The 24,301-nt window shown below is 37.7% G+C and carries 21 protein-coding genes; 13 read left to right on the forward strand and 8 right to left on the reverse strand.

The window, feature by feature from the left end:
• Together ACSQ6I_RS15565 and ACSQ6I_RS15570 are read left to right on the forward strand one after the other, a co-directional pair.
• Nucleotides 1–1,500, forward strand: coding sequence for an ABC transporter permease subunit (locus ACSQ6I_RS15565; protein WP_438891204.1), 1,500 nt, complete (start codon nt 1–3; stop codon nt 1,498–1,500).
• Between the two features lie 38 nt (nt 1,501–1,538).
• On the forward strand, nt 1,539–2,480 hold the full coding sequence (locus ACSQ6I_RS15570) for a GNAT family N-acetyltransferase (RefSeq protein WP_438891205.1): 942 nt from the start codon (nt 1,539–1,541) through the stop codon (nt 2,478–2,480).
• Between the two features lie 22 nt (nt 2,481–2,502).
• Here ACSQ6I_RS15570 and ACSQ6I_RS15575 read toward each other — a convergent pair whose 3' ends face one another.
• Both ACSQ6I_RS15575 and ACSQ6I_RS15580 read right to left on the reverse strand, forming a co-directional pair.
• Entirely contained in the window at nt 2,503–3,699 is a 1,197-nt protein-coding gene (locus ACSQ6I_RS15575) for an MFS transporter (RefSeq protein WP_438891206.1), read from the reverse strand.
• Nucleotides 3,700–3,794: 95 nt separating this feature from the next.
• The gene (locus tag ACSQ6I_RS15580; protein WP_015215049.1) at nt 3,795–4,184 is read right to left on the reverse strand and encodes a 6-pyruvoyl trahydropterin synthase family protein; all 390 of its coding nucleotides are present in this window, start codon (nt 4,182–4,184) and stop codon (nt 3,795–3,797) included.
• A 734-nt stretch (nt 4,185–4,918) separates the two neighbouring features.
• Between ACSQ6I_RS15580 and ACSQ6I_RS15585 the strand changes: the two genes are divergently transcribed.
• The 4 genes from ACSQ6I_RS15585 (at nt 4,919) to ACSQ6I_RS15600 (ending at nt 9,985) form a co-directional block, all read left to right on the forward strand.
• Nucleotides 4,919–5,434, forward strand: coding sequence for a fatty acid hydroxylase (locus tag ACSQ6I_RS15585; protein WP_438891207.1), 516 nt, complete (start codon nt 4,919–4,921; stop codon nt 5,432–5,434).
• Nucleotides 5,435–6,343: 909 nt separating this feature from the next.
• Nucleotides 6,344–9,025 carry an EAL domain-containing protein gene (locus ACSQ6I_RS15590; protein ID WP_438891208.1) on the forward strand — a complete coding sequence of 894 codons (2,682 nt, stop codon included), beginning with the start codon at nt 6,344–6,346 and terminating at the stop codon, nt 9,023–9,025.
• Nucleotides 9,026–9,090: 65 nt separating this feature from the next.
• Nucleotides 9,091–9,267, forward strand: coding sequence for a hypothetical protein (locus tag ACSQ6I_RS15595; protein ID WP_438891209.1), 177 nt, complete (start codon nt 9,091–9,093; stop codon nt 9,265–9,267).
• 295 nt (nt 9,268–9,562) lie between these two features.
• Nucleotides 9,563–9,985, forward strand: a complete 423-nt coding sequence (locus tag ACSQ6I_RS15600; protein ID WP_438891210.1) for a hypothetical protein — start codon at nt 9,563–9,565, stop codon at nt 9,983–9,985.
• Here ACSQ6I_RS15600 and ACSQ6I_RS15605 read toward each other — a convergent pair.
• Nucleotides 9,980–10,114, reverse strand: a complete 135-nt coding sequence (locus ACSQ6I_RS15605; protein ID WP_438891211.1) for a hypothetical protein — start codon at nt 10,112–10,114, stop codon at nt 9,980–9,982. The genes ACSQ6I_RS15600 and ACSQ6I_RS15605 overlap by 6 nt on opposite strands.
• A 142-nt stretch (nt 10,115–10,256) precedes the next feature.
• On the reverse strand, nt 10,257–11,177 hold the full coding sequence (locus ACSQ6I_RS15610; protein WP_438891212.1) for a 1-aminocyclopropane-1-carboxylate deaminase/D-cysteine desulfhydrase: 921 nt from the start codon (nt 11,175–11,177) through the stop codon (nt 10,257–10,259).
• 77 nt (nt 11,178–11,254) lie between these two features.
• Between ACSQ6I_RS15610 and ACSQ6I_RS15615 the strand changes: the two genes are divergently transcribed.
• The 7 genes from ACSQ6I_RS15615 to rnhA all read left to right on the forward strand — a co-directional run bounded on the left by ACSQ6I_RS15615 (nt 11,255) and on the right by rnhA (nt 16,268).
• Nucleotides 11,255–11,812 carry a pyridoxamine 5'-phosphate oxidase family protein gene (locus ACSQ6I_RS15615; RefSeq protein ID WP_438891213.1) on the forward strand — a complete coding sequence of 186 codons (558 nt, stop codon included), beginning with the start codon at nt 11,255–11,257 and terminating at the stop codon, nt 11,810–11,812.
• 174 nt (nt 11,813–11,986) lie between these two features.
• On the forward strand, nt 11,987–12,493 hold the full coding sequence (locus ACSQ6I_RS15620; protein ID WP_438891214.1) for a GNAT family N-acetyltransferase: 507 nt from the start codon (nt 11,987–11,989) through the stop codon (nt 12,491–12,493).
• Between the two features lie 353 nt (nt 12,494–12,846).
• Nucleotides 12,847–13,287: a GNAT family N-acetyltransferase gene (locus tag ACSQ6I_RS15625; RefSeq protein WP_438891215.1), complete on the forward strand. Its 441-nt coding sequence runs from the start codon at nt 12,847–12,849 to the stop codon at nt 13,285–13,287.
• Nucleotides 13,277–13,741, forward strand: coding sequence for a cupin domain-containing protein (locus tag ACSQ6I_RS15630; RefSeq protein WP_438891216.1), 465 nt, complete (start codon nt 13,277–13,279; stop codon nt 13,739–13,741). The genes ACSQ6I_RS15625 and ACSQ6I_RS15630 overlap by 11 nt, the downstream gene beginning before the upstream one ends.
• A gap of 39 nt (nt 13,742–13,780) precedes the next feature.
• Nucleotides 13,781–14,773, forward strand: a complete 993-nt coding sequence (locus ACSQ6I_RS15635) for an alpha/beta fold hydrolase (RefSeq protein WP_438891217.1) — start codon at nt 13,781–13,783, stop codon at nt 14,771–14,773.
• Between the two features lie 271 nt (nt 14,774–15,044).
• Complete coding sequence (locus ACSQ6I_RS15640) at nt 15,045–15,320, forward strand: hypothetical protein (RefSeq protein ID WP_438891218.1); 276 nt, start codon at nt 15,045–15,047, stop codon at nt 15,318–15,320.
• Nucleotides 15,321–15,359: 39 nt separating this feature from the next.
• The gene (gene rnhA / locus ACSQ6I_RS15645) at nt 15,360–16,268 is read left to right on the forward strand and encodes a ribonuclease HI (protein ID WP_438891219.1); all 909 of its coding nucleotides are present in this window, start codon (nt 15,360–15,362) and stop codon (nt 16,266–16,268) included.
• A 99-nt stretch (nt 16,269–16,367) separates the two neighbouring features.
• Here rnhA and ACSQ6I_RS15650 read toward each other — a convergent pair whose 3' ends face one another.
• From ACSQ6I_RS15650 to cruF, 4 genes are all read right to left on the reverse strand, one after another.
• Nucleotides 16,368–18,206: a GGDEF/EAL domain-containing response regulator gene (locus ACSQ6I_RS15650; protein WP_438891220.1), complete on the reverse strand. Its 1,839-nt coding sequence runs from the start codon at nt 18,204–18,206 to the stop codon at nt 16,368–16,370.
• Nucleotides 18,199–21,402, reverse strand: a complete 3,204-nt coding sequence (locus tag ACSQ6I_RS15655) for a PAS domain S-box protein (protein WP_438891221.1) — start codon at nt 21,400–21,402, stop codon at nt 18,199–18,201. The genes ACSQ6I_RS15650 and ACSQ6I_RS15655 overlap by 8 nt, the downstream gene beginning before the upstream one ends.
• Nucleotides 21,403–21,600: 198 nt before the next feature.
• Entirely contained in the window at nt 21,601–22,776 is a 1,176-nt protein-coding gene (gene cruG, locus ACSQ6I_RS15660) for a 2'-O-glycosyltransferase CruG (RefSeq protein ID WP_438891241.1), read from the reverse strand.
• Between the two features lie 552 nt (nt 22,777–23,328).
• Entirely contained in the window at nt 23,329–24,231 is a 903-nt protein-coding gene (gene cruF, locus ACSQ6I_RS15665) for a gamma-carotene 1'-hydroxylase CruF (RefSeq protein ID WP_438891222.1), read from the reverse strand.
• Nucleotides 24,232–24,301: the final 70 nt, after the last annotated feature.

Genomic DNA, 24,301 nt, shown 5'->3' on the forward strand with positions numbered 1-24,301 from the left:
ATGTTTAAATGTACTTTTGAGCGTTGTTTACATTGGTGTTTAGTACTTGGGTTCAGTTGTTGGTTATTAACTGGCTGTAGTGTCAATTCTGTTGATGGGAAAACTTTGCGAGTAGCGACTGAACCCGCCTTTCCTCCTTTTGAGTTGCAGGGAAAAAGTGGTGAGTTAGAAGGTTTTTCCATTGATTTAATGAAAGCGGTTGCGAATGCGGCTAATTTTCAGGTAGATTTTCAGAGTTTACCGTTTGATGGCATCATCCCCGCACTGCAAGCAAAAACCATAGATGCAGCAATTAGTTCAATTACCATCACCCCAGAGAGGGCAAAGACTGTAGCTTTTTCCCGTCCTTATTTTAAAGCTGGATTAGCGATCGCAACTCGCACAGATAATCAAGATATTACTAGTTTTGACAGTCTCCAAAATAAAAAAATCGCCGTCCAAATTGGGACAACAGGCGCAGAAAAAGCTAAAAGTGTCATTGGGGCGCAAGTTAGAAGTTTTGATTCTGCACCTCTAGCACTGCAAGAACTACTCAATGGCAATGTTGATGCAGTTATTAATGACGCACCCGTAACGTTATACGCCATTAATACAAATAATTTGCAAGGAATCAAAGTCATACAACAATTGCTAACAGAAGAATTTTATGGAATTGCTACCGCTCAAAATTCCCCTTATTTATCTTTGATTAATCAAGGTTTAACGAAGATATTAGAAAACGGAACTTATCAACAAATTTACCAAAAATGGTTTAAATCTACACCTCCAATCTTACCAGAAAAATCACTATTTGCAAATCAAAATACAGATAGATTAAATTCTCTCAGTTTAATATTGCAATCTTTACCCACCTTATTAATTGGTGTGTTAGTAACATTGCAATTAGCATTAATATCAATCATATTTGGTTTAATTTGTGGTTCATTAATTGGTATTTTTCGTCTTTCTGCAATTAAACCTGTACATTGGTTAGCGAGGGCTTATGTAGATTTTTTTCGAGGCACTCCCTTACTCGTGCAGATATTTATGATTTACTTTGGTTTACCGGCATTTTTTCAAGAATTAGGTTTTACCTTTTCATTAAATCGCCTTTTAGCTGGAGTAATTGCTTTAAGTTTAAATAGTTCTGCCTACATTGCTGAAATTGTCCGGGCTGGGATTCAATCAATCGAGATTGGGCAAGCAGAAGCAGCCAGTTCACTGGGTTTAAATTCTTTACAAACAATGCGCCATGTTATTTTTCCCCAAGCTTTCCGGCGGATGATTCCACCTTTAGGTAATGAATTTATTAGTTTATTAAAAGATACTAGTTTAGTTGCGGTAATTGGTTTTGAAGAATTGTTCCGTAAAGGACAGCTAATAGTGGCAGGAAATTATCGTGCCTTTGAAATTTATGCTGCCGTAGCTGTGATTTACTTATGTTTAACACTGATTTCTTCTCAAGCCATTAGTCAGCTAGAAAAACAGATGAATCCGGTTAATTCAAAATCAAAAAATTAAATGTCTTCAGTTATTAGCAATTCTAAAGATTCAAAAACATGAACATTTCTATTCGATTATTAGAAAAACATGAATTACCTGTAGCTGATCACATATTTAGGTTGGCTTTTGGTACTTTTGTGGGACTACCTAAACCTACAGATTTTGCTAATGATAAAACTTACATAACTCATCGTTGGATAACTAATCCCCAAGGGGCTTTTGCGGCTGAAATTGATGGCAAATTAATCGGTACTAACTTGGTGACTAATTGGGGAAGTTTTGCGTCTTTTGGTCCATTAAGTGTTCATCCTGATTTTTGGAACCAAGGAATAGCACAACGTCTCATTGAACCCGCAATTTCCTGTTTTACCCAATGGAACACTCAATTAGCAGGAATACATACCTTTGCACAAAGTCCTAAACATCATGCACTGTATCAAAAATTTGGTTTTCGGTTACGGTGTCTGACAACAATTTTAAGTAAGTCAGTAAAAACAGCTTTACCGTTACCTCAAAATAGCAGATACTCCCAAATGAGTGAAACTGAAAGTGCCGAAAGCCTGAAAGCCAGTTATCAACTCACTAATTCTATCTATCCTGGCTTAGATTTATCCCAGCAAATTCAAACAGTCCAGACTCAAAATATTGGTGATACAGTTTTTTTATGGGATGATACAGGCTTGGCAGGATTTGCAGTTTGTCACATTGGTGCTGATACAGAAGCTGGTAGTAATAATTGCTTTGTTAAATTTGGTGCTGTGCGTTTAGGAAATAACGCAGAAAACCGTTTTGATCAGTTATTAGACTTATGTGAAAGTTTAACTTTAGCGGCAGGAATGTCCCGCTTAGTTGCAGGGGTAAATACCAGTAGAGAAGTCGCTTATTTGCAAATGCTATCTCGTGGTTTTCATAGTGAAATAATTGGCGTTGCTATGCACAGACCAAATGACCCAGGATACAACCGTGCAGATGTTTTTATTTTAGATGATTGGCGTTAGTAAAAGCTCAGAAAATTCCAATTTATTCACTTACTTGAATATCTGGCGAGGAGATGATAGATTTATCAGCTTGCAATTTTACCCAAACAAAGAAAGGAATTGCTAGGAGTTGAGTTAGTGAAGAAAAAACAACTAAAATAGTAATTGAATGATCATATAAAATTCCCATTAAAGCACTACCCAAAAACCAAGATAAACCATAGCCTGTGCTAAAAATACCGTAAGCTGTAGCCCGTTTATTTTTAGGAACCATTCCAGCTATAGCCGCTTTGAGAATTGATTCTTGCGCTCCCATACCAATCCCCCAAAATGCCATTCCTAAAAGAGCAAGACGAGCATCTCCAAGAAATACCAATGGTGCAAACAAAGATGAAATCAAAGCTGCAACTATCAGAATAGAAATACCAATCCGGTCAAAGAAATATCCAAATACCAGTGCTGCGATCGCATCTACACCCATTGCTAGAGCATAATATAGAGGAATTGTTTGCCCAGAAGCAATTTCTCCTTTTTGAAAATGAAAAGCAATGAGGGGAAAATCTGCATAACCAGCCGCAATAATTGCTACAGCACCCAGATAAATCCAAAATATACGCGGCAATTTTTCTTGTTCGGTTGCCACGGTTTCTACTTCAAAATCGCTAGGATTTGGATATAGAAATTGTAGAACTAACAATATAATTAATCCCAATGCCGCTGGAACAATTAACACTGTAAAGGCATGGCGATATTCTCCCTGGAAATAAACCATTGCTGCTACAGCCAAAGGCCCCATTACTGCACCAGTTTGATCCATTGCTTCGTGTAAACCAAAGCCAAAACCGCTGCCAATTTGACTGACACCATGAGAAAGTAGGGCATCTCTTGGGGGAGTACGCACTGCTTTACCAGTGCGTTCAGCCATCATCAAACCTGCGGCTACTTCCCATCTTCCTGCTAAGGCTAAAAATGGCACAACTGCGGTATTCAAAATGTAACCTAAAGTTGTAATTCCCCAGTATTTACCTGTTTTGTCACTAAGATAACCAATAACTAAGCGGAAGCCATGACCAATTAGTTCCCCAAAGCCAGCTACTAGACCCACTACTGTGCCGTTAGCTCCCAAAACCTCTAAATAAGCCCCTGTAATACTACGCGCTCCTTCATAAGTTGCATCTGCACAGAGGCTAACAAAACCAAGCAAGATCACAAACTTCAAAGCAGCAGCTTTCTGTAGCATATTCCATAGCTGTTAATTATTACTTCAATAATTGAAACACAGAATCGCAAAAAAATCGTCAAATTTGATCTTTCTCTGGTACGAATTACAAATTATTAATCATCCTCGTACTCTGCCCAAGAATTAGGTGTTTCTGATACTGCTACCTTGAGTTTTACATCCGCTGGTAATCGCTTTTTAGTTTCATCATAAATATATTTAGCAATCATTTCAGCAGTTGTCTCATATTCAGGTGGTAAAACTTCATTGAGAACACAATGATCTAGTCCTCCTTGGGTTACATCTTTTTTAGCCCAACGTAAGCTTCTAAAATCGGCAACCATGACTGGGTGAGGACAGTATTCTGAAGAATGTAACTGTGATGATTTGGCTTCAATTTTCACTTTATAAGTATGACCATGCATTCTTCCACAAGGGCCTTTATAGTCTTTGATGTAGTGGGCGCTATCAAATGTGAATTCTGTTAATAATTTCCATTTAGGCATCTTAATATCACCTTTAGTAGTCGTGCAAGTTGAAGAAGGAGTTAGGAGTCACGGAGTCAGTAGCCTCACTCCTGTATTCTGTTTGATAAATTATCTAGTTAGTCAAAGTAAGTCTTAGAGGGTGTTTGAAAAGTATAAAGTGTCATGCTGAACGAAGCGCCAGCGTAGTGTAGTGCTAACGCACGGCTAACGCCAACGCGGAGCGTGCCGGAGGCTTCAGCATCTCATAATTTAACGCCAAATCAGGATTCTTCACTCCACTTCGTTCCATTCAGAATGACGAATTATACCTTTCATAGACTTTTCAAACATCCTCTTAATAGGGAACAGTTAATAATAATAGAGTGCAGCGATTTAATTTGTGTTCAAAAATAGCTAAATGTTTCTGTATAGGTAGTTATCACCAATTTTCAAATAATAATAGTTGAGAACGAAAAATAGAGGGAAAGCTTAACCTAAATTTGTACCGATTTTAACTCAATCTTTGCTCATGCTATATGCCTTAGTAAGAAGATTGTGAGCAGCAAAGAACAAAACCCAGTATATCTATTGATTTGTAGATGTATAGTTTACTTTACCTCCTTAGCAGCAACCAAATGGTAACTGCGATTAAGAAATGTAAAGCAGCTTGGGTGTTGTAATTGATAAACGATTGATTATGACATGACCTAGCCTCGCATAAGTTTTGATTTCTTTGCTCTGTGCAGTTTTTCTATCAAACTTAAGGAGTTCAAATGCTTGAGGCTATCGCTGTTGCTTGGTTGTTACTGTTTTTAGGCGATTTTCTTTCAACTTTTTTATACCACATACCTGAGCATATTTTTGGTAGCCTCCACCTGACAACACACCACTCTTGGAAAAAGAGTTTCCGACACTATGCTATTTTAACATTCAATTTTCAGGTGCTTTTAGATGGTGTATTAGGCGCTTTTCCATATCTACTTGTAGCACTATTCCTGTGGTCTTTATCTCCGGTTGGCGTTATTTGTGGTTTACTGTTTGGCCAGTTTCATGTGTGGTGGAGACATATTACCGCTTTAGGTTGGCACACTCCTAAAGCTGTGACTTTCCTCTGTCAGTTGTTATTTATTACTACTCCTGAACAGCACTGGTTACACCATCAAAAAACTAATTTGGGTTTCGGAGATATTTTCACGTTCTTTGACCAACCTGCTAAGATTTGGATGCGCTGGTTGCGTTTGCTGAGACTTCATCTGCGTGATTATTTAGGTACTCATGTTTCTAGTTGATTTGTACAAGCATAGCTCCTTCATGATGCTTAGTAAAAAAGAATAAAGTTAGTTAGACGCGTATTTTTGCAATAATTGGCAAAGTGCGCGTTTATGCTAGGAATCAAGTTTATTAATTTTAATCAAGAAAGACGGGAAAGGGCTGTCTTGCTGGAGGGAAATTGCTCTCTGAGTAGGTTATACCCTTCTGATTTACGCCTTCTGCCTGGGAGTCTCCTTCCAGGTTATGCGATCGCAGTTTAAATAAAAATAGTCAGTGTTATATATTATTACTATCTTAAAAAAACTTAGTACTTTCACTTAATATAAATAGTACTAGTTCGTATACTATATTATAACAAGCTCATAAATATGTTATATTAACCATAAGTAATATTTTATACTTTTTGTGTTGTTATAACTAGAATAGCTTGGGTAGAAAATTGTCACCCCCATATCTTAGCTGTGATCAATTGAGATTAGTGCAGAACATAATAACGATCTTCAGTTAGTCTGAAATGAGAAATTTGGTGTAATATGTTCTGAATTAACTGTAATAACTTGTCTTGTGAATCACATAAAAGAAATTTGCAAAAATCAGATTATATTTTTATTAGCAAGATAGTTTTTTTACAGTGTATGATTTACCACTAAATTTAGTCATGAGAGGCAAATAACAAAAAATACATCTGAACCGTTTCATCTTTATAAAATTAGGTCATGATGAGCAAGGTTATTAATTTCATTACCAAAACCCATAATAGCATGATCATTTTTTCTTGGGGATTAGTTTTTGTTGCCGATATTTAGTCCAGAAACTAAAAAAATAATGGATTACATTTTTGAAATTACAGGATCTGAAAGTGAAAACTTACTAGTATCCATATTTCCCATGACAAATCAACAAATATGAGAATTTAAGGAATAGCTATGGCAGAAAATGAACGGGAGAAAATTCGACACTTACTGGTTGTGAGTGATCCAGAAGGACAGCGAACTATCCCCCTGCTAGAGACTACTTACTCTCTAGGTCGGGATATCAGAAATGCCATTGTTCTGAGATCTAGATCGGTATCGAGACAACACGCAATTCTATTGCGTGTCACTATTCCTAACACAGAAAAATATGGATTTCGGATTATTGATGGTAACTTCAATGGCAAAAGAAGTACTAACGGCTTAATTATTAATGGCATTAAATGTTTTTCTCATAACCTCCAACATGGAGACATCATTGCCTTTGGTAATCCCCAAGCCCAAGCTCAATATTATGCCATTTCTAACCTATCAGAGGAAGAATTTAAACAATCTTGTAAAGCGCCTGACTTATCTGGATTTTTAGCAGGACAAGGAGATCCTGTTAATCCTTTTGACACTCTAATTGTCTATGAAGACAACGGTGAAGAATCTGGTGATTCTCTGTTAACTCGACTTGCTTCCTTTCCAGAACTCATCCCTAATCCAATTATCGAAATGGATTTAGAGGGAACAGTCACATATCTGAATCCAGCAGCAGCGCTTAAGTTTCCCAGACTGAGGGAAATTGCCAAGAAACACCCAATTTTGGCAGGACTGGTGAGTGAAGTTGAAAATCAAGAAGGTAAAAATAACTCTTTTGTCAGAGAGGTAGAAGTCAACGGAGAAATTTTTGAACAATCCGTTCACTACTTACCAGAAAGTGATTTAATTAGAACTTTTATTGTTAGAGAAATTACAGAGCAAAAGAAAGCTGAAGCAGAATTGCAACAACGCGATCGCTTGCTTCAAGCAGTGGCTGAAGCTGCTAATTATTTATTGGCAGAAATGAACTATGAAATAGCAATAGAAAAAGCACTGGCTACATTTGGGGCAGCGGCCAATGGCGATCGCATTTACCTCTTCCAAAACCATCCCCATCTCACCACAGGGGAAATGGCAATGAGTCTACAATTTGAATGGACAAAAACTGGCGTAGCACCATCCCAACACCATTGGCAAAATCAGTCTTATCAAACTTCCGGACTAAGACGATGGTACAATAATCTCTCTATAGGAAAGCCCATTAGTGGACTTACCCAAGGATTTCCCATTGCAGAACAAGAAATCCTACGCCAAGATAAAATTAAATCCCTCTTGCTTGTACCCTTGCGATTAGAAGATGATTTTTGGGGCTATCTTGGATTAGTAGACTGCACCTTAGAGCGTATTTGGTCAACTCATGAAAAATCTAGCTTATTGACTATGGCTGCCATTATCAGTGGCGCTCGTCAGCGTCAGCAAGTAGAAGCTAAAATTCGCTATCAAGCCCTACATGACCTACTCACCGGATTGCCCAATCGTTTGCAGTTTAACGGTATACTAGCTCAAACTATAGATAAAGCAGACGAAGAGCAAAAAAGTCTAGCTGTAATGTTCCTCGATCTAGATCGCTTCAAAATGATAAATGATACTTTGGGACACACACTAGGAGACGAACTATTACAAAACGTAGCTCAAAGACTCACACACTCCCTGAGACCAGGAGACACTATTGCCCGCTGGGGAGGTGACGAATTTACTATCCTGCTACCTCAAATTAGTGATAATGAACAAATAACCCAAGTAGCTTCCAAAATTTTACAAGCCATAGAAAAACCCTTTCATCTGCATGGACACGAACTGTATATAAGTTCTAGCCTCGGCATTTCACTTTTAAATGAACATAGTCCTGATGCTGAAACCTTAATCCAGCACGCAGATGTCGCCTTATATTATGCCAAAGACGAAGGCAGAAATAACTACCAATTCTACAAAGAATCCCTGAGTGCGAGAACTCCCGAACTCTTAAGTTTAGAAAAAAGTCTGCGCTATGCCCTAGAACGGGAAGAATTCATTGTGTACTACCAACCTAAGGTAAACATCATCACCAGAAAAATTACTGGGATGGAAGCTTTATTGCGTTGGAATCACCCTGAAATGGGAATAGTCGCACCCAATATATTCATTCCCATAGCTGAAGCAAGCGGATTAATTATCCCCATCGGTGAATGGGTATTACGGAAAGCTTGTACTCAAAATAAAGCTTGGCAAGATGCTGGCTTCTTACCCATGACTATTGCAGTTAATCTTTCTCCCAAGCAGTTCCGTCAACCCAATCTAGTGGAAACAGTAGCTGAAATTTTAGCAGCAACAGGACTTGAATCGCAATTTTTAGAATTAGAAATCACAGAAACAACGGCGATTGAGGATCTCAACTTCACGCAAATTGTGTTAGGCAAATTACAGCAAATGGGTGTACTCCTTTCCATTGATGACTTTGGTACAGGTTATTCTTCCCTTTCCCGCTTACAGGTTTTACCACTCCACAATTTAAAAATTGATAGATCATTCATCAAAGAATTGACAAAAGATAATACAAATAACAAAGTAGCCCATATCATCACAGCGATCGTTGCCTTAGGACGTAGCTTAGGTTTAAGACTGATTGCCGAAGGAGTAGAAAAGTCTGAGGAATTAGAGTTTTTGAAGTCAATTAAGTGTGATGATGTACAAGGATTTCTATTCCATCGACCTCTTTCTGTTCAACAAGCAACAGAACTAATCGCCAGCAAATTGAATATCTCTCAGCAATCCCTACCTTCACATGGAGAATAGGGTGCAGAAGGTAAATTTTTCGAGTCAGCATTTAAACTTGACAAAATCCACACGGAGGATTACTAATGAACCGTTCCAAAATAGTTGCTATTATTACAGGTGCAATCTCTATACTACTAGCGATCGCCTATTTAATCATTGTCCAAATCCTTGACTACCGAGACATGAAACCTGCTCCTATCAGCCAATTGAACCCACCAGCAGTCATTGCAAAAAGCAATTCTTCTAATTTGTATACATAAATATAGCAATTTTGATATCAATGAAGTACAGTTTTTTATATTTAAACCTGTAGGGGCTGGGTTTCCCTGCCCTCAATTTTATTGCATCCAAAAGAGAACCGCTATCAAACAAATTCTTAATCCATATCAGATTGTCAGTTGCACTACAAAACTCTCTCAAACAGTGCGTTAGGCTGGATTTGATGCACTTCAATAAACTGCATTAAACATAGTTAATAGGTTGTATTGTTTCCAATAAACAAAATAACCTCACTATGAGAGTTCGCAATCTAAAATCCCAAATTGGTGTAAGCCTGTGTCTGATTTAGCACTATACAAATATCTGCCCCGCCTTCCTGAAGCAGCACTACAAGAATTTACAGAATGGTGTGTTTTAGAGCAATCAAAAGCCGCAGGATTAGAATTTAAACCTGATCAAACTAAGTTAAAAAACTTAGCACCAGCAGACTATTTAAAACAACTAATTGACCAATTCATGAAAGTGAAACCAGACCCCATTAGAGCCGGTCTAGTAGCAGTAATTGCAGGCAAAGAATCTGATAAACATAACTTGTTAGGTTTAGCCGCTATAGTTGATTTTGTTTCACTTTACGTTAAATATTTAATTCCTAAAGACGGTACTGATCCAGAGGACGCAGAAGGGATATTAGCTAAAGCATCACAACATCAGTATGAGCAACTCACAGAAATTGCTAAAAAACATGATGTAGTTTTATAAATAACTACCATCCAGGTAAAAAGCAAAATCAATATTTATGTAGGTTGGACTAATATTAGAAAAGCTAACATCAGTTAACTGTTGCTGAATCCAGCCTACATTTTTTTGTTCAGCAATACTTGTTATCAAGCTAGATTTTCTACTATAGCAGTATGTACTTGGATGAGATACATCATAGTCCCCTCATCGCTTGCGGGGTGGGGTTCTTGTATCTCATTCAACCGAGAAACGCTATATTACAAATTACAAATTACGAATTACGAATTACGAATTATTTTAATAGTTGCGTCATCCCCATATTTCCCTGTAAGCCACCAGTATGGATTAACAGGATACGTCCTGGTTTAAAATATCCTTGCTGGAGTAAATCTATCACCCCATAAAACATTTTTCCCGTATATACATAATCTAGAAGTATGCCGTGTTCTTTATTGAAATTTTGGCAAAACCTCATTAATTCCTCATTTACTTTTGCATAACCTCCAAAATGATAATCACACACCAATTCCCAAGATGCCAGAAAATCAACGGGTGCAGGTAAACCAGAAACAAGATAAGTTTGTAATAAACTGTTGATTTCCCCTATCAAAAAATCCCCACCTTTCAAGACAGGAAAGCCAATTACTCTCTGTTCTAAATTTAATGATAGGACAATACCAGCTAGAGTTGTCGCAGTTCCACAGGCTAAACAAATAGTATCAAATCCCGCTGCTGTTTTAAGTATTTCTGTGCAGCCACGCACACCATTAAGATTACAACCACCTTCAGGAATAATAAACACTTCCCCAAAGCGTTGCTTTAACTCTTCCTGTAGTTGATTTATGTGGCGTTGACGGTATGTTTGACGGTTTACATAAACTAGTTCCATCCCCTGTTCTACCGCAAAACTCAGAGTGGGATTTAGAGGTAAAGTTTCTTCACCACGAATTACCCCAATAGTCCGAAAGCCAAACAAATTACCTGCTGCTGCTGTAGCAAAAATATGGTTAGAATAAGCACCTCCAAAAGTGAGTAGAGTTGATAGATTTTTTGCTTTTGCTTCCAAAAGATTATATTTCAGTTTGAACCACTTGTTACCGTTAACCTGTGGGTGCATCAGATCCAGTCGTAATACGTATAACTCAACACCAACATTATCAGCTATGTGACTATTAATATGCTGTATAGGTGGAGAAAGAAAGATGAACGACATTTAAATTCAGCCTTGCTAAATTACCAATTAAGAAATAAGCTGGATATGGAAAATTGCCACACTTAATTCAACAGTATATGGCTAAAGTTTTTGACTATATCACTGAAGAACTGCAAAAATTTATTGCAGCCCAACACCTATTTTTTGTAGGTTCTGCACCTCTGAGTTCTACAGGCCATGTTAACCTTTCTCCCAAAGGTTTAGAAAGCTTTCGTATCCTTGCACCGAACCGAGTGGGTTACTTGGATGTAACAGGTAGTGGGAATGAAACCTCAGCCCATTTGCTAGAAAATGGCAGAATTACATTTATGTTTTGCGCCTTTCAAGAACCACCTTGTATTTTGCGTCTTTACGGACAAGGACAAACGATTTTACCAGATTCTCCAGCATGGAATTCCCTATATTCCCTATTTTCTCCCATCCCTGGAACTCGACAAATAATTGTTGCTGATATTGAACGTGTGCAAACTTCCTGTGGGTTTGGTGTTCCACTTTATAAATATCAAGGACAAAGAGAAACTTTAGTTAATTGGGCTGATAAAAAAGGAGAAGCAGGAATTAAAGAATATCACCAGCAGAAAAATTTTGTTAGTATTGATGGCTTATTAACTCCTTTGTCTGAAGTTCACCATTAGAAGTTAGTTGATTAGTAAATTATGATTATTCAAGTTCATTAAATAAATATAGTGTTCCTTATCTAATTTGTACAAATCCTTTTTTCTCACGCAAAGAGCATAAAAACAAGATAGATTTTTATTAATTATTTAGGACTTCCATAGTGAAATTCGTCAACAAATTTAGTTTTATATATGAGTTATTCAATTCGACTCTTAACAAAAGAAGATGAGCCTTTTCTCTGGCAAATGCTATATGAAGCAGCACAACTACACAAAGAAGGTTATTTAACCGCGCAGGATGCAATGACTCATCCTGAATTGAAAAAATATGTGCATCATTGGGGACAAAAAAACGACTTGGGTTTTGTTGCTATATCAAGTAATGAACAACCAATAGGTGCGGCTTGGTTACGGTTATTCATGGAGGAAAATAAAGGCTATGGATATATTGATGATCAAACTCCAGAACTAGCTATAGCTATTGTACCAAAATACAGAAATCAAGGGATAGGAACACAATTACTCACCCATTTAATAGCCTCTGCAAAAATAGTTTATCCGGCGATATCACTCACAGTCAGAAGTTCCAATCCGGCTTTATATCTATATAAAAAATTGGGTTGGAAAATTGTTGAAGGCAGTGATATGATTAACCGAGTAGGTTCTATATCTTTAAAGATGAAATTAGATTTTATATAAATCTAAATTACTAAGAGTAAGCCACAAAATAAATGATCCTGTCTTGTCATGCTGAGTGTAGCAAAGCGGAACGTATCCCTTATGGGAGCCGGAGGCTCTAGCATCTCGGAGGATTCTTCACTACACTTCGTTTCGTATGGCTAAAGCCACACTATGCCTACGGCACACTACGTGAACGTGAACAGAATGACATTGGGCATTTATTTTTGTGGAGTTCTCTAAAACTCAAATTTTTTTGGTTGTACTGTCTCTTAAACCAACCAACCTAATTTTTTCTTAACTGAACCGTATTAATTTAGTCCAAGTCTGTCACTAGAATTATTTATAAATATCAAATTAATTATCAATTAACTATGAATTACAAAATCGTTAACCAGTTAAATGAAAAGCAAATTTACGAACTTGTGGAATTATACAAAAATGAATTCTGGAGCAAAGACAGAACATACCAGCGTGTTGTTAAGATGTTAAAGGCATCAGATATAATTATTGCTTTGGTAGGTGATGACGAAGAATTAATTGGTTTTTGCCGCGTCCTGACTGATTTTGTTTATCGAGCAACTCTTTATGATGTAATTATTAAATCTAATTATAGAAAAATGGGATTTGGTGCTAAATTATTAGATGAAGTAATTAATCAACCACAGTTAAAAGAAGTTGAAAATATTGCTCTTTTCTGTTTAACAGAAATGATACCTTTTTATGAGTGTTGGGGTTTCCAACAAGATGTAGATGGAATTAAATTAATGCGTCGTAACAACCAATTATCTGAGGAATATCACAATGATTATTAATCCAGATAATGTACCTCGTCGAACAACTTCCGCATATCCAGATGTATTTAAATCTCGAATTTCAGGACGAGTCAAACAAGCTTTAGGAAATGCAGCCGGATTGAAAAATTTTGGTGTGAACTTAGTCACTCTAGCACCTGGAAGTTGTTCAGCATTAAGACATTGGCATACTCAACAAGATGAGTTTATTTATATTATTCAAGGTGAAATAACTTTAGTTACTAATGCAGGTGAAGAAATCCTCATATCGGGAATGATGGTAGGTTTCCCAGCAGGAGAAGCAAATGGACATCAACTTGTGAATAAATCGCCAGAAATAGTAATTTATTTGGAAGTTGGAGATAGAACACCAGGAGATGAAGTATATTATCCAGATGATGATTTAATTGCTAAATTTAGTAATGATGGAGGATGGATTTTCACTCATCGAGATGGTGAGTTGTACGATATTTAAATCTCAACCTAATTCAATAAATTCAGGAAAGTTGAAATTTTGCTATCAAATTTATTTAACTGGCAATCATTGATTTTATTAGGAATCACTACATATCATCTAATTGCCAGCATCCAAGAAAAATCAAAAATACCACCTATAGGAAAATTGATTGATGTCGGTGGACATAAATTACATCTCTATTGTGCTGGTGAAGGGGAAATAACAATAATTTTAGATCATAGCCTTGGGGGAATAGATGGTTATTTTTTAGTGGAAGAATTAGCGAAAATTTCACGAGTTTGTATTTATGATCGAGCCGGATATGGTTCGAGTCAATCAAGTAATAAATCACGTACCAGTGAACAGATAGTTAAGGAATTACATATACTTTTAAAAAAGGCAGAAATCGAACCACCATACATCTTAGTTGGTAACTCTTTTGGTAGTTATAATATGCGTCTTTATGCTCATTATTTCCCAGAAGAAGTTCTAGGTATGGTTTTAACAGATGGTTTGCATGAAAAACAGATGTTAGCAATGCCATTGAGTATGCAATTATTGAAGTTATTTTTTACAGGTTCTTTTTTTATCGCTTCCTTGGGTGCAGCATTAGGAGTTATCAGGTTTTTAGGGATAATAGGCGCTTTTGAAGTTATCAAAAAAGAACTGTGTCAGTTTCCAGCAACTAAATTAAAAATCGTGAAGCGTTCTTTTTATTCTTCACGACATTGGTTGACCATGTTTCGAGAAATGTGGAGTTTAAATCTTAGTGGTTATCAAGTTAAAAAAGCTGATGATTTTGGTAATATGCCAATTATCAATATCAAGGCTGGTAATTTTCTTAAGCCTTCCATAGGAAAACTTTATTTTTCGATTCCATCCGCCGATAAATTGCGAGATGCTATACAATCTGATTTGCTTTTACTTTCAACTGACTGTGAACAATTATTGGCAGAAAAAAGTAGTCATTTTGTTTGGATAGATCAGCCGGAAGTTATTTTAGCAGCAGTGAAAAGAGTTTTAGAGAAAGTTGAAAATACAAAGTATTAATTAACGTAAATAAATAATGAAAAGTGATAGATTTGCTGTTTTCTCTTCGATGGCGAAGCCTGTCCGTAGGACTTAGAAAACTCCACAAAAATAAATGCCCAATGTCATTCTGTTCACGTTCACGTAGTGTGCCGTAGGCATAGTGTGGCGTATGACTCCTGCGTCGTCACGCAAGCTATAGCCATATGAAACAAAGTGTAGTGAAGAATCCTCCGAGATGCTAGAGCCTCCGGCTTCCGTAAGGGATACGTTTCGCTTTGCTACATTCAGCATGACAATAAAGGATCATTTATTTTGTGGCTTACTCTTACGAGATGCTTCGCGTAGACTTCGGCGTGAGCGCAGTCGAATGCTTGTTTCTCCGGATGGGTATGCCGCAGGTATCGGACTTGCAACCAGCCAAATCGCCTCCTCTGTCCTGGTTTCTCAATTCCCACCACCAGCAAAAACTCCATTTATCATCACCCCACCTTTTTACATCAGCATTCTAACTGGAGTGATTGTCAGTATAATAGCCTGGATATTATTGACCAAAATTCGTCGCTAATACGTTCCTTTATCTTCTCTGCGATTTCATACTATTACCATGTCTACTCAACCCATAATAGAAAGCATATATACAGATGGTGCTTGTACCGGCAACCCTGGCCCTGGAGGTTGGGGTGTCGTTGTCTACTTCCAAGATGGCTCAATTCACGAAATGGGAGACGCGTCGAGCCATACCACCAATAATAAAATGGAAATGCAAGCAGCGATCGCAGCTCTACAATTTCTGAAAACATCTGAACAAACTCAACCCATTACCCTCTACACCGATAGCGAATATCTAATCAACTCCGTTACCAAATGGATGCCAGGCTGGAAAAAGAAAGGCTGGAAAAAGTCAGATGGAAACCCAGTCCAAAACCAAGACCTTTTAGAAACCCTCGACCAACTCAACAGCCGACTCGTAAAATGGCAACACGTGCGCGGACATTCTGGTAACATAGGTAACGAACGTTGTGATGTGATTGCTCGCTCCTTTGCCAGCGGCAAAATCCCATCTCTTCAACAATTATCGCCTGGAAATGCTTACCAAACTTTACCCAATACGAAGGAACTAAATGTAATAAAAGGATCTGATTCTGCAATAAATTCTACAATAATTAACAAAAACATTCCCGAAAGCAGTACTTTTCCATCAGACACAACCACTATGGAACCATCTACAGCATCAGCTGCAACTACAACCGATGAAAAACCTTCTGAAATGAGAGTTTTACAACTTCGCAACTTGGTTGAAACTCTGCGGATTGCTGACGAAATTTCTGAAAAAGGCTACTTAATCACCAGTTCAGAACTAGCAGACTTGATGGATGTCCACGCCAGCGCCGTCACCAGTCGAGGAGACCAGTGGCGTTGGCGCAACTGGATAGTTTCACGGGTACGACGTGAAGGTAATCAAATTCTTTGGGAATTAGAACGAGGTGATCAACTAGAAAGTGAAGCTGACTGAAGATATAGCCGGAGTTAGGAGTCAGAAGTAAAACTGGCTTTATGTGTGGCTTTGAATTTAGATTCTGTCACTCATTTATTTGCAATCTACTATAATTAATCACCACTTTGGTGCAGAAGCAAGTAAATCCAAAACTGATTTAGCCGCTAAAGGTTGAGAAAATAGATAACCCTGACCAAAATCGCAGCCCAAATTTCGCAATAGGGCTAATTGCTCTATACTTTCTATACCTTCAGCAATCGCCTTCATTTCACTTGTATGAGCCAGGCTAATGATAGTTGAAATTAAGCCGATATTCCGAGAATTTTGCTCTAAACCATGTACAAAAGATTTATCAATCTTAAGCATATTGACCGGAAATCTATGTAGATAGCTTAAAGAAGAATATCCTGTGCCAAAATCATCAATACATAACTTAATTTGACATTCTCGCAATTGCTGTAAAATTACTGCTGCTGCTTCACTATTTTCCATAATGGCACTTTCAGTAATTTCCAGCTTTAAATTTTGTGGATTCAGTCCAATTTTTTGCCAAGCCTGATTAATTATTTCCAGTAAATCGGGTTGAGAAAATAATTTAACTGAAAGATTAACACTAATAGAAATATCTTCATTAATTACTTTTTGTTTTTGCCAATCGCGTAGCTGACAACAAGCTGTTTGTAATACCCAAGTATCTATATCCGCAATTAAACCTGTTTCTTCTGCTATGGGAATAAATGCCGAAGGAGAAACCATACCCCTAGTTGGATGCTGCCAGCGGACAAGCGCTTCAAATGCGATAATTTTGCCTGTATTTAGAGAAATTATCGGCTGATAATAAACAATAAATTCTTGTCTTTCAATCGCTCTTTTTAAATCATTTTCTAACTGTAAAAGCTTAATTGCTTGCTGATACATATCAACAGTAAAAATGCAATATCTAGACCTGCCTTGTGATTTAGCATGATACATAGCAGTATCAGCATCTCGCAATAATTCTTGAGGTTTATCATAGCTACTATTACTGACAACGATACCTATACTTGCAGTAATAAAAACTTCTGCTCTAGATAATTGAAAAGGAACTGAAAGCTTTTGTAAAATTTGAAGAGCAACTAATTTTACATAGTCAATATCTGGAATCTTCTCTAAAAAAATAGCAAATTCATCACCGCCTAATCTAGCTAGAATATCAGTATCTCTCATTAAAGTTTGTAGCCTACGACCAATAGCAATTAATAATTCATCTCCTACCAAATGTCCAAGAGAATCATTGATAACCTTAAAGCGATCGCAGTCTAAAAATAACACCGCGAACTGATAATTAGATGCTATTTTTGACAAATTAAGTGCATCATCTAAGCGTTCCATTAATAAAGTTCGATTAGACAAGTTAGTTAGCGGATCATGTAAAGCTCGGTACAATAATTGCTGTTCTAACTGCTGTCTTTCCCATAATTCTCGTTTGAGGTCTTGATTAGCTAGTTCTAACTGTAAAGTCCGTTCTTGGACTTTTTTTTCTAACTCTATATTTAAGTTTAAAATTTTTTGTTCAGCCGCTTTTAATGACAATTGATTTTTCACACGGATAAAAACTTCTTCCGCGTGAAATGGTTTAGTAATATAGTCAACACCACCAACTTGAAAAGCTTTAACTTTATCTAAAATATCATCTATAGCGCTTAAAAATATAACTGGGATTTTGCTAGTTATTTCATTAGATTTTAGTTGTTGACAAACTGTATATCCATCCATCTCTGGCATCATAATATCTAGTAAAATTAAATCTGGTAACAGATTGTGGCAAGCTGTGATCGCCATTTGACCATCTAATGCTTTGCGAACAGAATAACCTTTCTCAATAAGAATTTTGGATAAAAACCGTAAATTATCCGGCGTGTCATCAACTATGAGAATATCTTTTTGAAGAGAGCTAAGTGTAGATGTTTTACTCATTATTAGCCTGGGTTAATTGCATGATTTTTTTGAATTGGAAATTTAGTGCTAATTCCCTCAGAGTAGTAGCTAAAATCTGATTTTCTGGAGTTATTTGTGCAATTAATTCTAAAACACTTTCATCGCTACATTGAGAAGCCGCAAGATTTAAATGCTTTCGCCATTCACTCGACATTTTTAATAAAAGTAAAACTACTTGCGCTTCTGAAACTTTTTCTTGATGATGAGATTCAATAACATCATCCTTTTCATATATATATTGCACTCCTATGTGTTGGCTAATCTTCTCTAATAAAATTTCCTCCCGGAAAGGTTTAGCAACAAAATCATCACAACCAGAAGCTAAAATAGTTTGGCGATTTTCTTCAAAAGCACTGGCAGTTAAAGCCACAATTTTAGTAGTTTGACCTTGTGGTGTAGCTTTAATTTGTTGTGTAGCTAAAAAACCATCCATTACAGGCATCCGCATATCCATAAAAATTAGATGAGGTTGCCAATTCTGCCAATAATTAACTGCTTCTTGTCCATTTTCCGATTCACGAATACTAAAACCCACTCCTCTTAACAATTTAGCTAATAATAAACGGCTATCTTTCATATCATCAGCAATTAAAATGCGGTATTCTGGTTGATTAGGTGCTAAAGAGATAGGTTTACAATTTAGCTTTTGGATGGGAATTTCGTTAGCACTAGCTTCGTAAATTGGGATCTCAAACAGAAATAAACTGCCTAAACCTGGACGACTGCTAACTTGAATATCTCCTCCCATTAGCTGTACATATTTGCGGCTAATAGCTAATCCTAATCCCGTACCTTGTTGATATTGGATACCTTTTACTGTTTGTTTAAAAGGTTCAAATATTAAGTTCATTTCTTCGTTGGCAATACCATCACCAGTATCTTCTACTTCAAAGCTAATTTTGTAAGAGTTAGTTAATCTTTCACTTTCCAGATTTTCTTTTTGCTTAGAATAACTAGCTTTGACTCTCAACTCAACTCTACCCTTAGCTGTAAATTTAATGGCATTTCCTAATAAATTGAGCAAAATTTGCCGCAGTTTACCTTCATCACTACGCACATAGAGCGGTAGAGATTGATCATAATTAAAGATGAGTTGCAAACCTTTAGATTCAGCTTTTAATTGCAACATTTTTTGTAAATTTTCTAGAAATACTATTAAATTAAAGCTGTTTTCATTGAGTATGGTTCTACCTGCTTCAATTTTAGACATTTCTAGAATGTCATTAATTAGTGTCAGCAAATGTTCACCAGCCCGATTAATAATTCCTATTTCTTCTTGATGTTCTGTAGATAAAGAATTGTCACGGCTCATGATGTGTGTAAAACCAAGAATAGCATTCAGTGGAGTTCTCAATTCATGGCTCATATTCGCCAAAAATTCTGATTTAGCACGGTTAGCAGCATCAGCATCTAACAAAGCTTGTTGCAGTGCTATTGATTGTTTTTGAGTTCGTTCTAGTAGTTCAGCTTGTTGCAGTGCAACTCCCAATTGATTACCAATTTGCACGACTATATTGACTTCGGCTTCCTGCCATTGTCGGGGGGCAGAATTTTGATAAATTGCCAACAACCCCCAAAGTTTATTGCTAGAGAAAATCGGCACAATAATATAAGCTCTAGCTTGAAATTGCTCTAAAAGTTGAATATAACAATCGTCAAATCCTGCTTGATAAATATCTTCTACAATTCGGTAACTCGTCCCTTGGCTATAAAGACCACCTTGAGTTTGTTGGAGATAAGTATCTTTTCCTAATATTGAATTTTTATTAGCATCATCATTTTCATTTTTACTATTAAAATCTCTGACTATACATCTTTCATTTGATAGTAAATTTTTCTGTAGTTGGGGATTATTATTTTGTTCTTCCCATAAAGAAATCCAGCCCATACCTACAGATTCAGCAACAAATTCTCCACTCCAGTCAGAATTAAAACCATAAACAACAACGCGATCGCAATGGATAACTTGCCTTAATTCTGAGGTAGTAGCGGCGAAGATGGTTTTGATATCTAATGTTTGCCGCATTCTCCGAATTGCTATCGCTAATGCTTTTTCTCGTTCAGCACTTTTTTGCAATGCTACTTCTGTTTGTTTCCGTTCAGTAATATCTGTATGGGAACCACTGAGGCGATAAGGTAGTCCTGATTCGTTTCTTAGTGCTGCACCCCGGACTGAAACCCAACGATAAGAACCATCTTTATGTCGGGTACGAAACTCCACTTCATAGGTAGGAATTTTATTTTCTAGATAGTCGTGTAAAATCGACATTACCTGTTGACTATCATCTGGATGAATGCATTGTTGCCATGTTTCCATAGTATTAGGCAATTCTTGATTTGCATATCCCAAAATACTTTTCCAACTAGGCGATAGATAGACTTTTCCTGTTAGTAAATCCCAGTCCCAAATGCCAACAGCAGTTCCTTCTACAGCTAAGGTGAATCGTGCTTCACTCTCTCGCAATGCTTCTTGAGCTTGTTTTTCTGGGGTGATATTGCTAAAAGTACAAACTAAACGCTCTAATTTTTTATGTTCAGATATTTGTGGATCAATATTTAATAATAACCAGAGTATATTGTTGGCAGAATTGTGAGATAAACCAATTACGTAATTACGTACAGGCTGCTGTTTGGTAAGTGCTTCTCTGATAGGTAAGGTTTTAGAGGTTAATGGTTTACTATCTTCATCTAGCATTTGCCAATTGAGTGCGAAAATACTTTTATTTTGTAAATCTGCCTCTGTCAGTAACAATAATTCTCTAGCAACATGGTTGCTCAAAATTATTTTACCCTCTGCATCCAAAAGCAATACACCTATAGGCATTTCCCGAATTAGTGAGCGAAAAAGTTTTTCGCTTTCTTGTAATGGTTCTGGTCGGATTAATTGGTCTGTATATTGCCGATATAATATTAAGGTAACTAAAGTCCCAACTAGTATAAAGACGACGGTAATACTAATTTTAATTCCCAACCAGTAATTTGATGATTGCTCACTGACTGACCAAATACCAGCACCTATTGCTACAGAACTGATGAATATCCACAGCGATCGCAGCGATGATTTCAGAGTCACTCTCTCCGCTAACTCTAAGGCTGTATAGGAAGCTATAACGGTAATGATAAATGAGATCACTACCAAAAGGGTTTCGTGACTGACAAGAATCATTTTATACATTGGCAAATCAGGCACTAGCTAGAGAAGTGCAAATTTTTCAGAATTTTGTTATCCAAAAATCAAAAAGTGCAAATTCAAGAATCGAATACTTGGTATTTCACCCAAGTTGCTAAGTAGGTAGGCACAATAAGACCCTTTTTCCCCTGCGCCCTGAGCTAAGTCGAAGGGCTGACCCCTTTCACTGTTTCCCCAACTAGATTAACTAGTGTACTTCCTTCCTCGCCACTCTTGGGGAACGCGGAATGCAGACAAAAAGATTCGTAACACCGCCACAGGATCAGCCAAGGGTGAAAACCAGAATAACCAACCTCCTTTGGCATTTTGAAGATCATAGGAAGGAGCGATCGCTAATAATAAAGCAAAACGAATTATTAATAAAAATATATTCAGTCCCAATAAAAGGCGCAGGGGGAGCAGGAGAGGCAGTGGGAGCAGGGGGAGAAAACTGAATAAAATCAATATAGGTAAACCTTGAACTGACAATAATAGCCATAAATCACCCCAAATCTGAGCGCGGGAAGAAGCATCTTTTAAATCAAGGCTGCGCCCCCATTCCTTCCAAGTTTCCATTGCCCCCTCATACATCCGTACTTTCAGGACTTTTGCCCCATCCAAAAACCCCACTTTAAAGCCTTGAGCCGCAATATGCCGCGCCAAAGTCACATCATCACAAAAAGAACTCCTAGCACTGCTATAACCATTTACAGATGCTAAAACTGAGCGACGACACAAAAAACATTGTCCATTTGCCATCACTCTTTCTGGTTGTTGAGTGTGAATACCAGCAGGGTCAAATCTATACAACAAGGTCATCAATAAAGCTGGTTGTAACCAACACTCTCCCGGAGATTTGAGAATAAACTGAGGGGAAAGAGAAACTAAATCATAGCCCTCCGCTTGGGCTGTTTTCACCAAACTTGCTACCAAACCTGGATCAGGCTGGGTATCAGCATCCATTCCCAAAAACCACTCACTGGCCTCAGAGCTAAACAAAAAGCCGTTATGTAACGCCCAAGGACGGCCTACCCAAGCAGGGGGTAAAGGATCATCTGTGATCAGGCGAAACCGAGGATCTTGTTGCTGTTTAGCTTTAACCAAGTCGGGAGTACCATCCTGGGAATTGCTATCAACCACAATAATTTCTCGGACTTCGTAGCTTTGCTGACTTAATCCAGCTAACAGCGGACTGATTCGCAATGCCTCGTTTAGTGTAGGCACAACAACGCTCACACTCCCTAATAAATCTAGTGTTGGTTGTTCTGGTTGGAGCGGGGGATGTCGTCTTGGCCCTTTCAACAGACGTGAAAGTAAAATCGCCGTTGCGGGTACTTGAAGAAGTAGTAATAAGAGGGAAATAACGCTTTCTATGATCAAGTTACTTAGTAGTTGCAATTTATAACTTTGACAATACCCGACCTAGGGACTTCCAGAAAATAAATGATCTCATCTTGTGGGGTAGGCATCCTGCCTGCCCTTGATAATTAGCGGGCAAGATGCCCGCACCACAAGAAATATTTGTATATTTTTTTATTTGGAAGTCCTCTAAAGGTGCAAGGTTTTTTGGTTCAATGAGTCCAGAATAGATTAAGTTGGACTTTCTTTTAATTACGAATTACGAATTACGAATTACGAATTACGAATTAGGTATTCCTATATTTATCCAAGTTTTCAGTTTATATGGCTTACGCCACGCTTACGCTATCAGCAAGACCTATTGAGCTTTAAATTAACAGAATTACAACCTCTTAGGCGAGCGAAGCTGTTCGTGAAGACGTTTGCGTAGCGTGCCGTAGGCAAATGGGGGATGAATGGCTTTCTCGGTTAAGAGTCCCGCCCCCGACTAATAACGACTGTTACTCGTCGAGAGATTGGGACGGGCGACGAAACGCCAAACCTGGAACTAGGGTTCTCAATGCACTGGTTAGCTTACTTGAACGCAACTTTAACACTGGCAACAGAAACTTCTTTTGTTGCTGGTTCAACAGTTGCGGATGCGTCTGGGCCTCTTAACCAAAGTGCTACGGCTGGTGCAACACCAAGTCCCAATCCTAGTAATACGGGGATAGAGAATCCAGCAGCCAAGCTCATGACCGTAGCAAAACCAAAGTTAGCCAAATAAACTACCAAAGGGATATTAAGCTGCGATCGCTCTAATTTAATGGGGTTGTTTCTCCACAACAGCGCCGCTACTGCCATAAACAACGCACCAGTACCCATCCAACCCGCAAAGTTTTGGTAAGGCATTCCAAAGAAAGCCCCTGGTTGTTGCCAATACCAGAAGGGAAGAGTAGTTTGACTCATGGCAGGATCTAGGACAAAATCCCAAGATGTCAGCAACAAAGCGCCCACTGCGATCGCACTTACATGACGCAATAAGCTGGGTTTTTTGTCTACTTCTAAACCTACCCGTGCCAATAGGTAAGAAACGCATCCTACATAAAACCAGGACAAAGGAATTGTAAACGGTACTAAACCCGCAATTTTATAACCCAAGCCACTCAGGTAGCTGTAGTGACCAAAAGGAAACCCTGTACTAGTTCCCAGTAATTCACTAGTCAAAGAAATTAATATTGAAGGTACGAGAAACCCTAAAGTGCGACCTAAACCCAAAGTCCGGTTAGCATACAAGAAAACACCGACCGCACCGAAAATCATATAAGCCACACCACCACCAGCCATGCTCCACTGCATGACAGTTTGCCCAACTTCAGATAAGCTCAAAATTACTTCGGCATTAGGAATGACTAGTAATATCCCTACTAGTCCAAATACCATAGACACGATATGACCAATCAGGCATACGCGCTCAACAATAACAAGTTTTCTCATGAACCAGTCCTTAACCTTAATAAAATGTGATATGCGGCCATTCGACTGCTAACAGTTTACAAATGTTTAA

This window comes from Anabaena sp. WFMT (genome assembly GCF_051781005.1).
Classification (GTDB): domain Bacteria; phylum Cyanobacteriota; class Cyanobacteriia; order Cyanobacteriales; family Nostocaceae; genus Anabaena.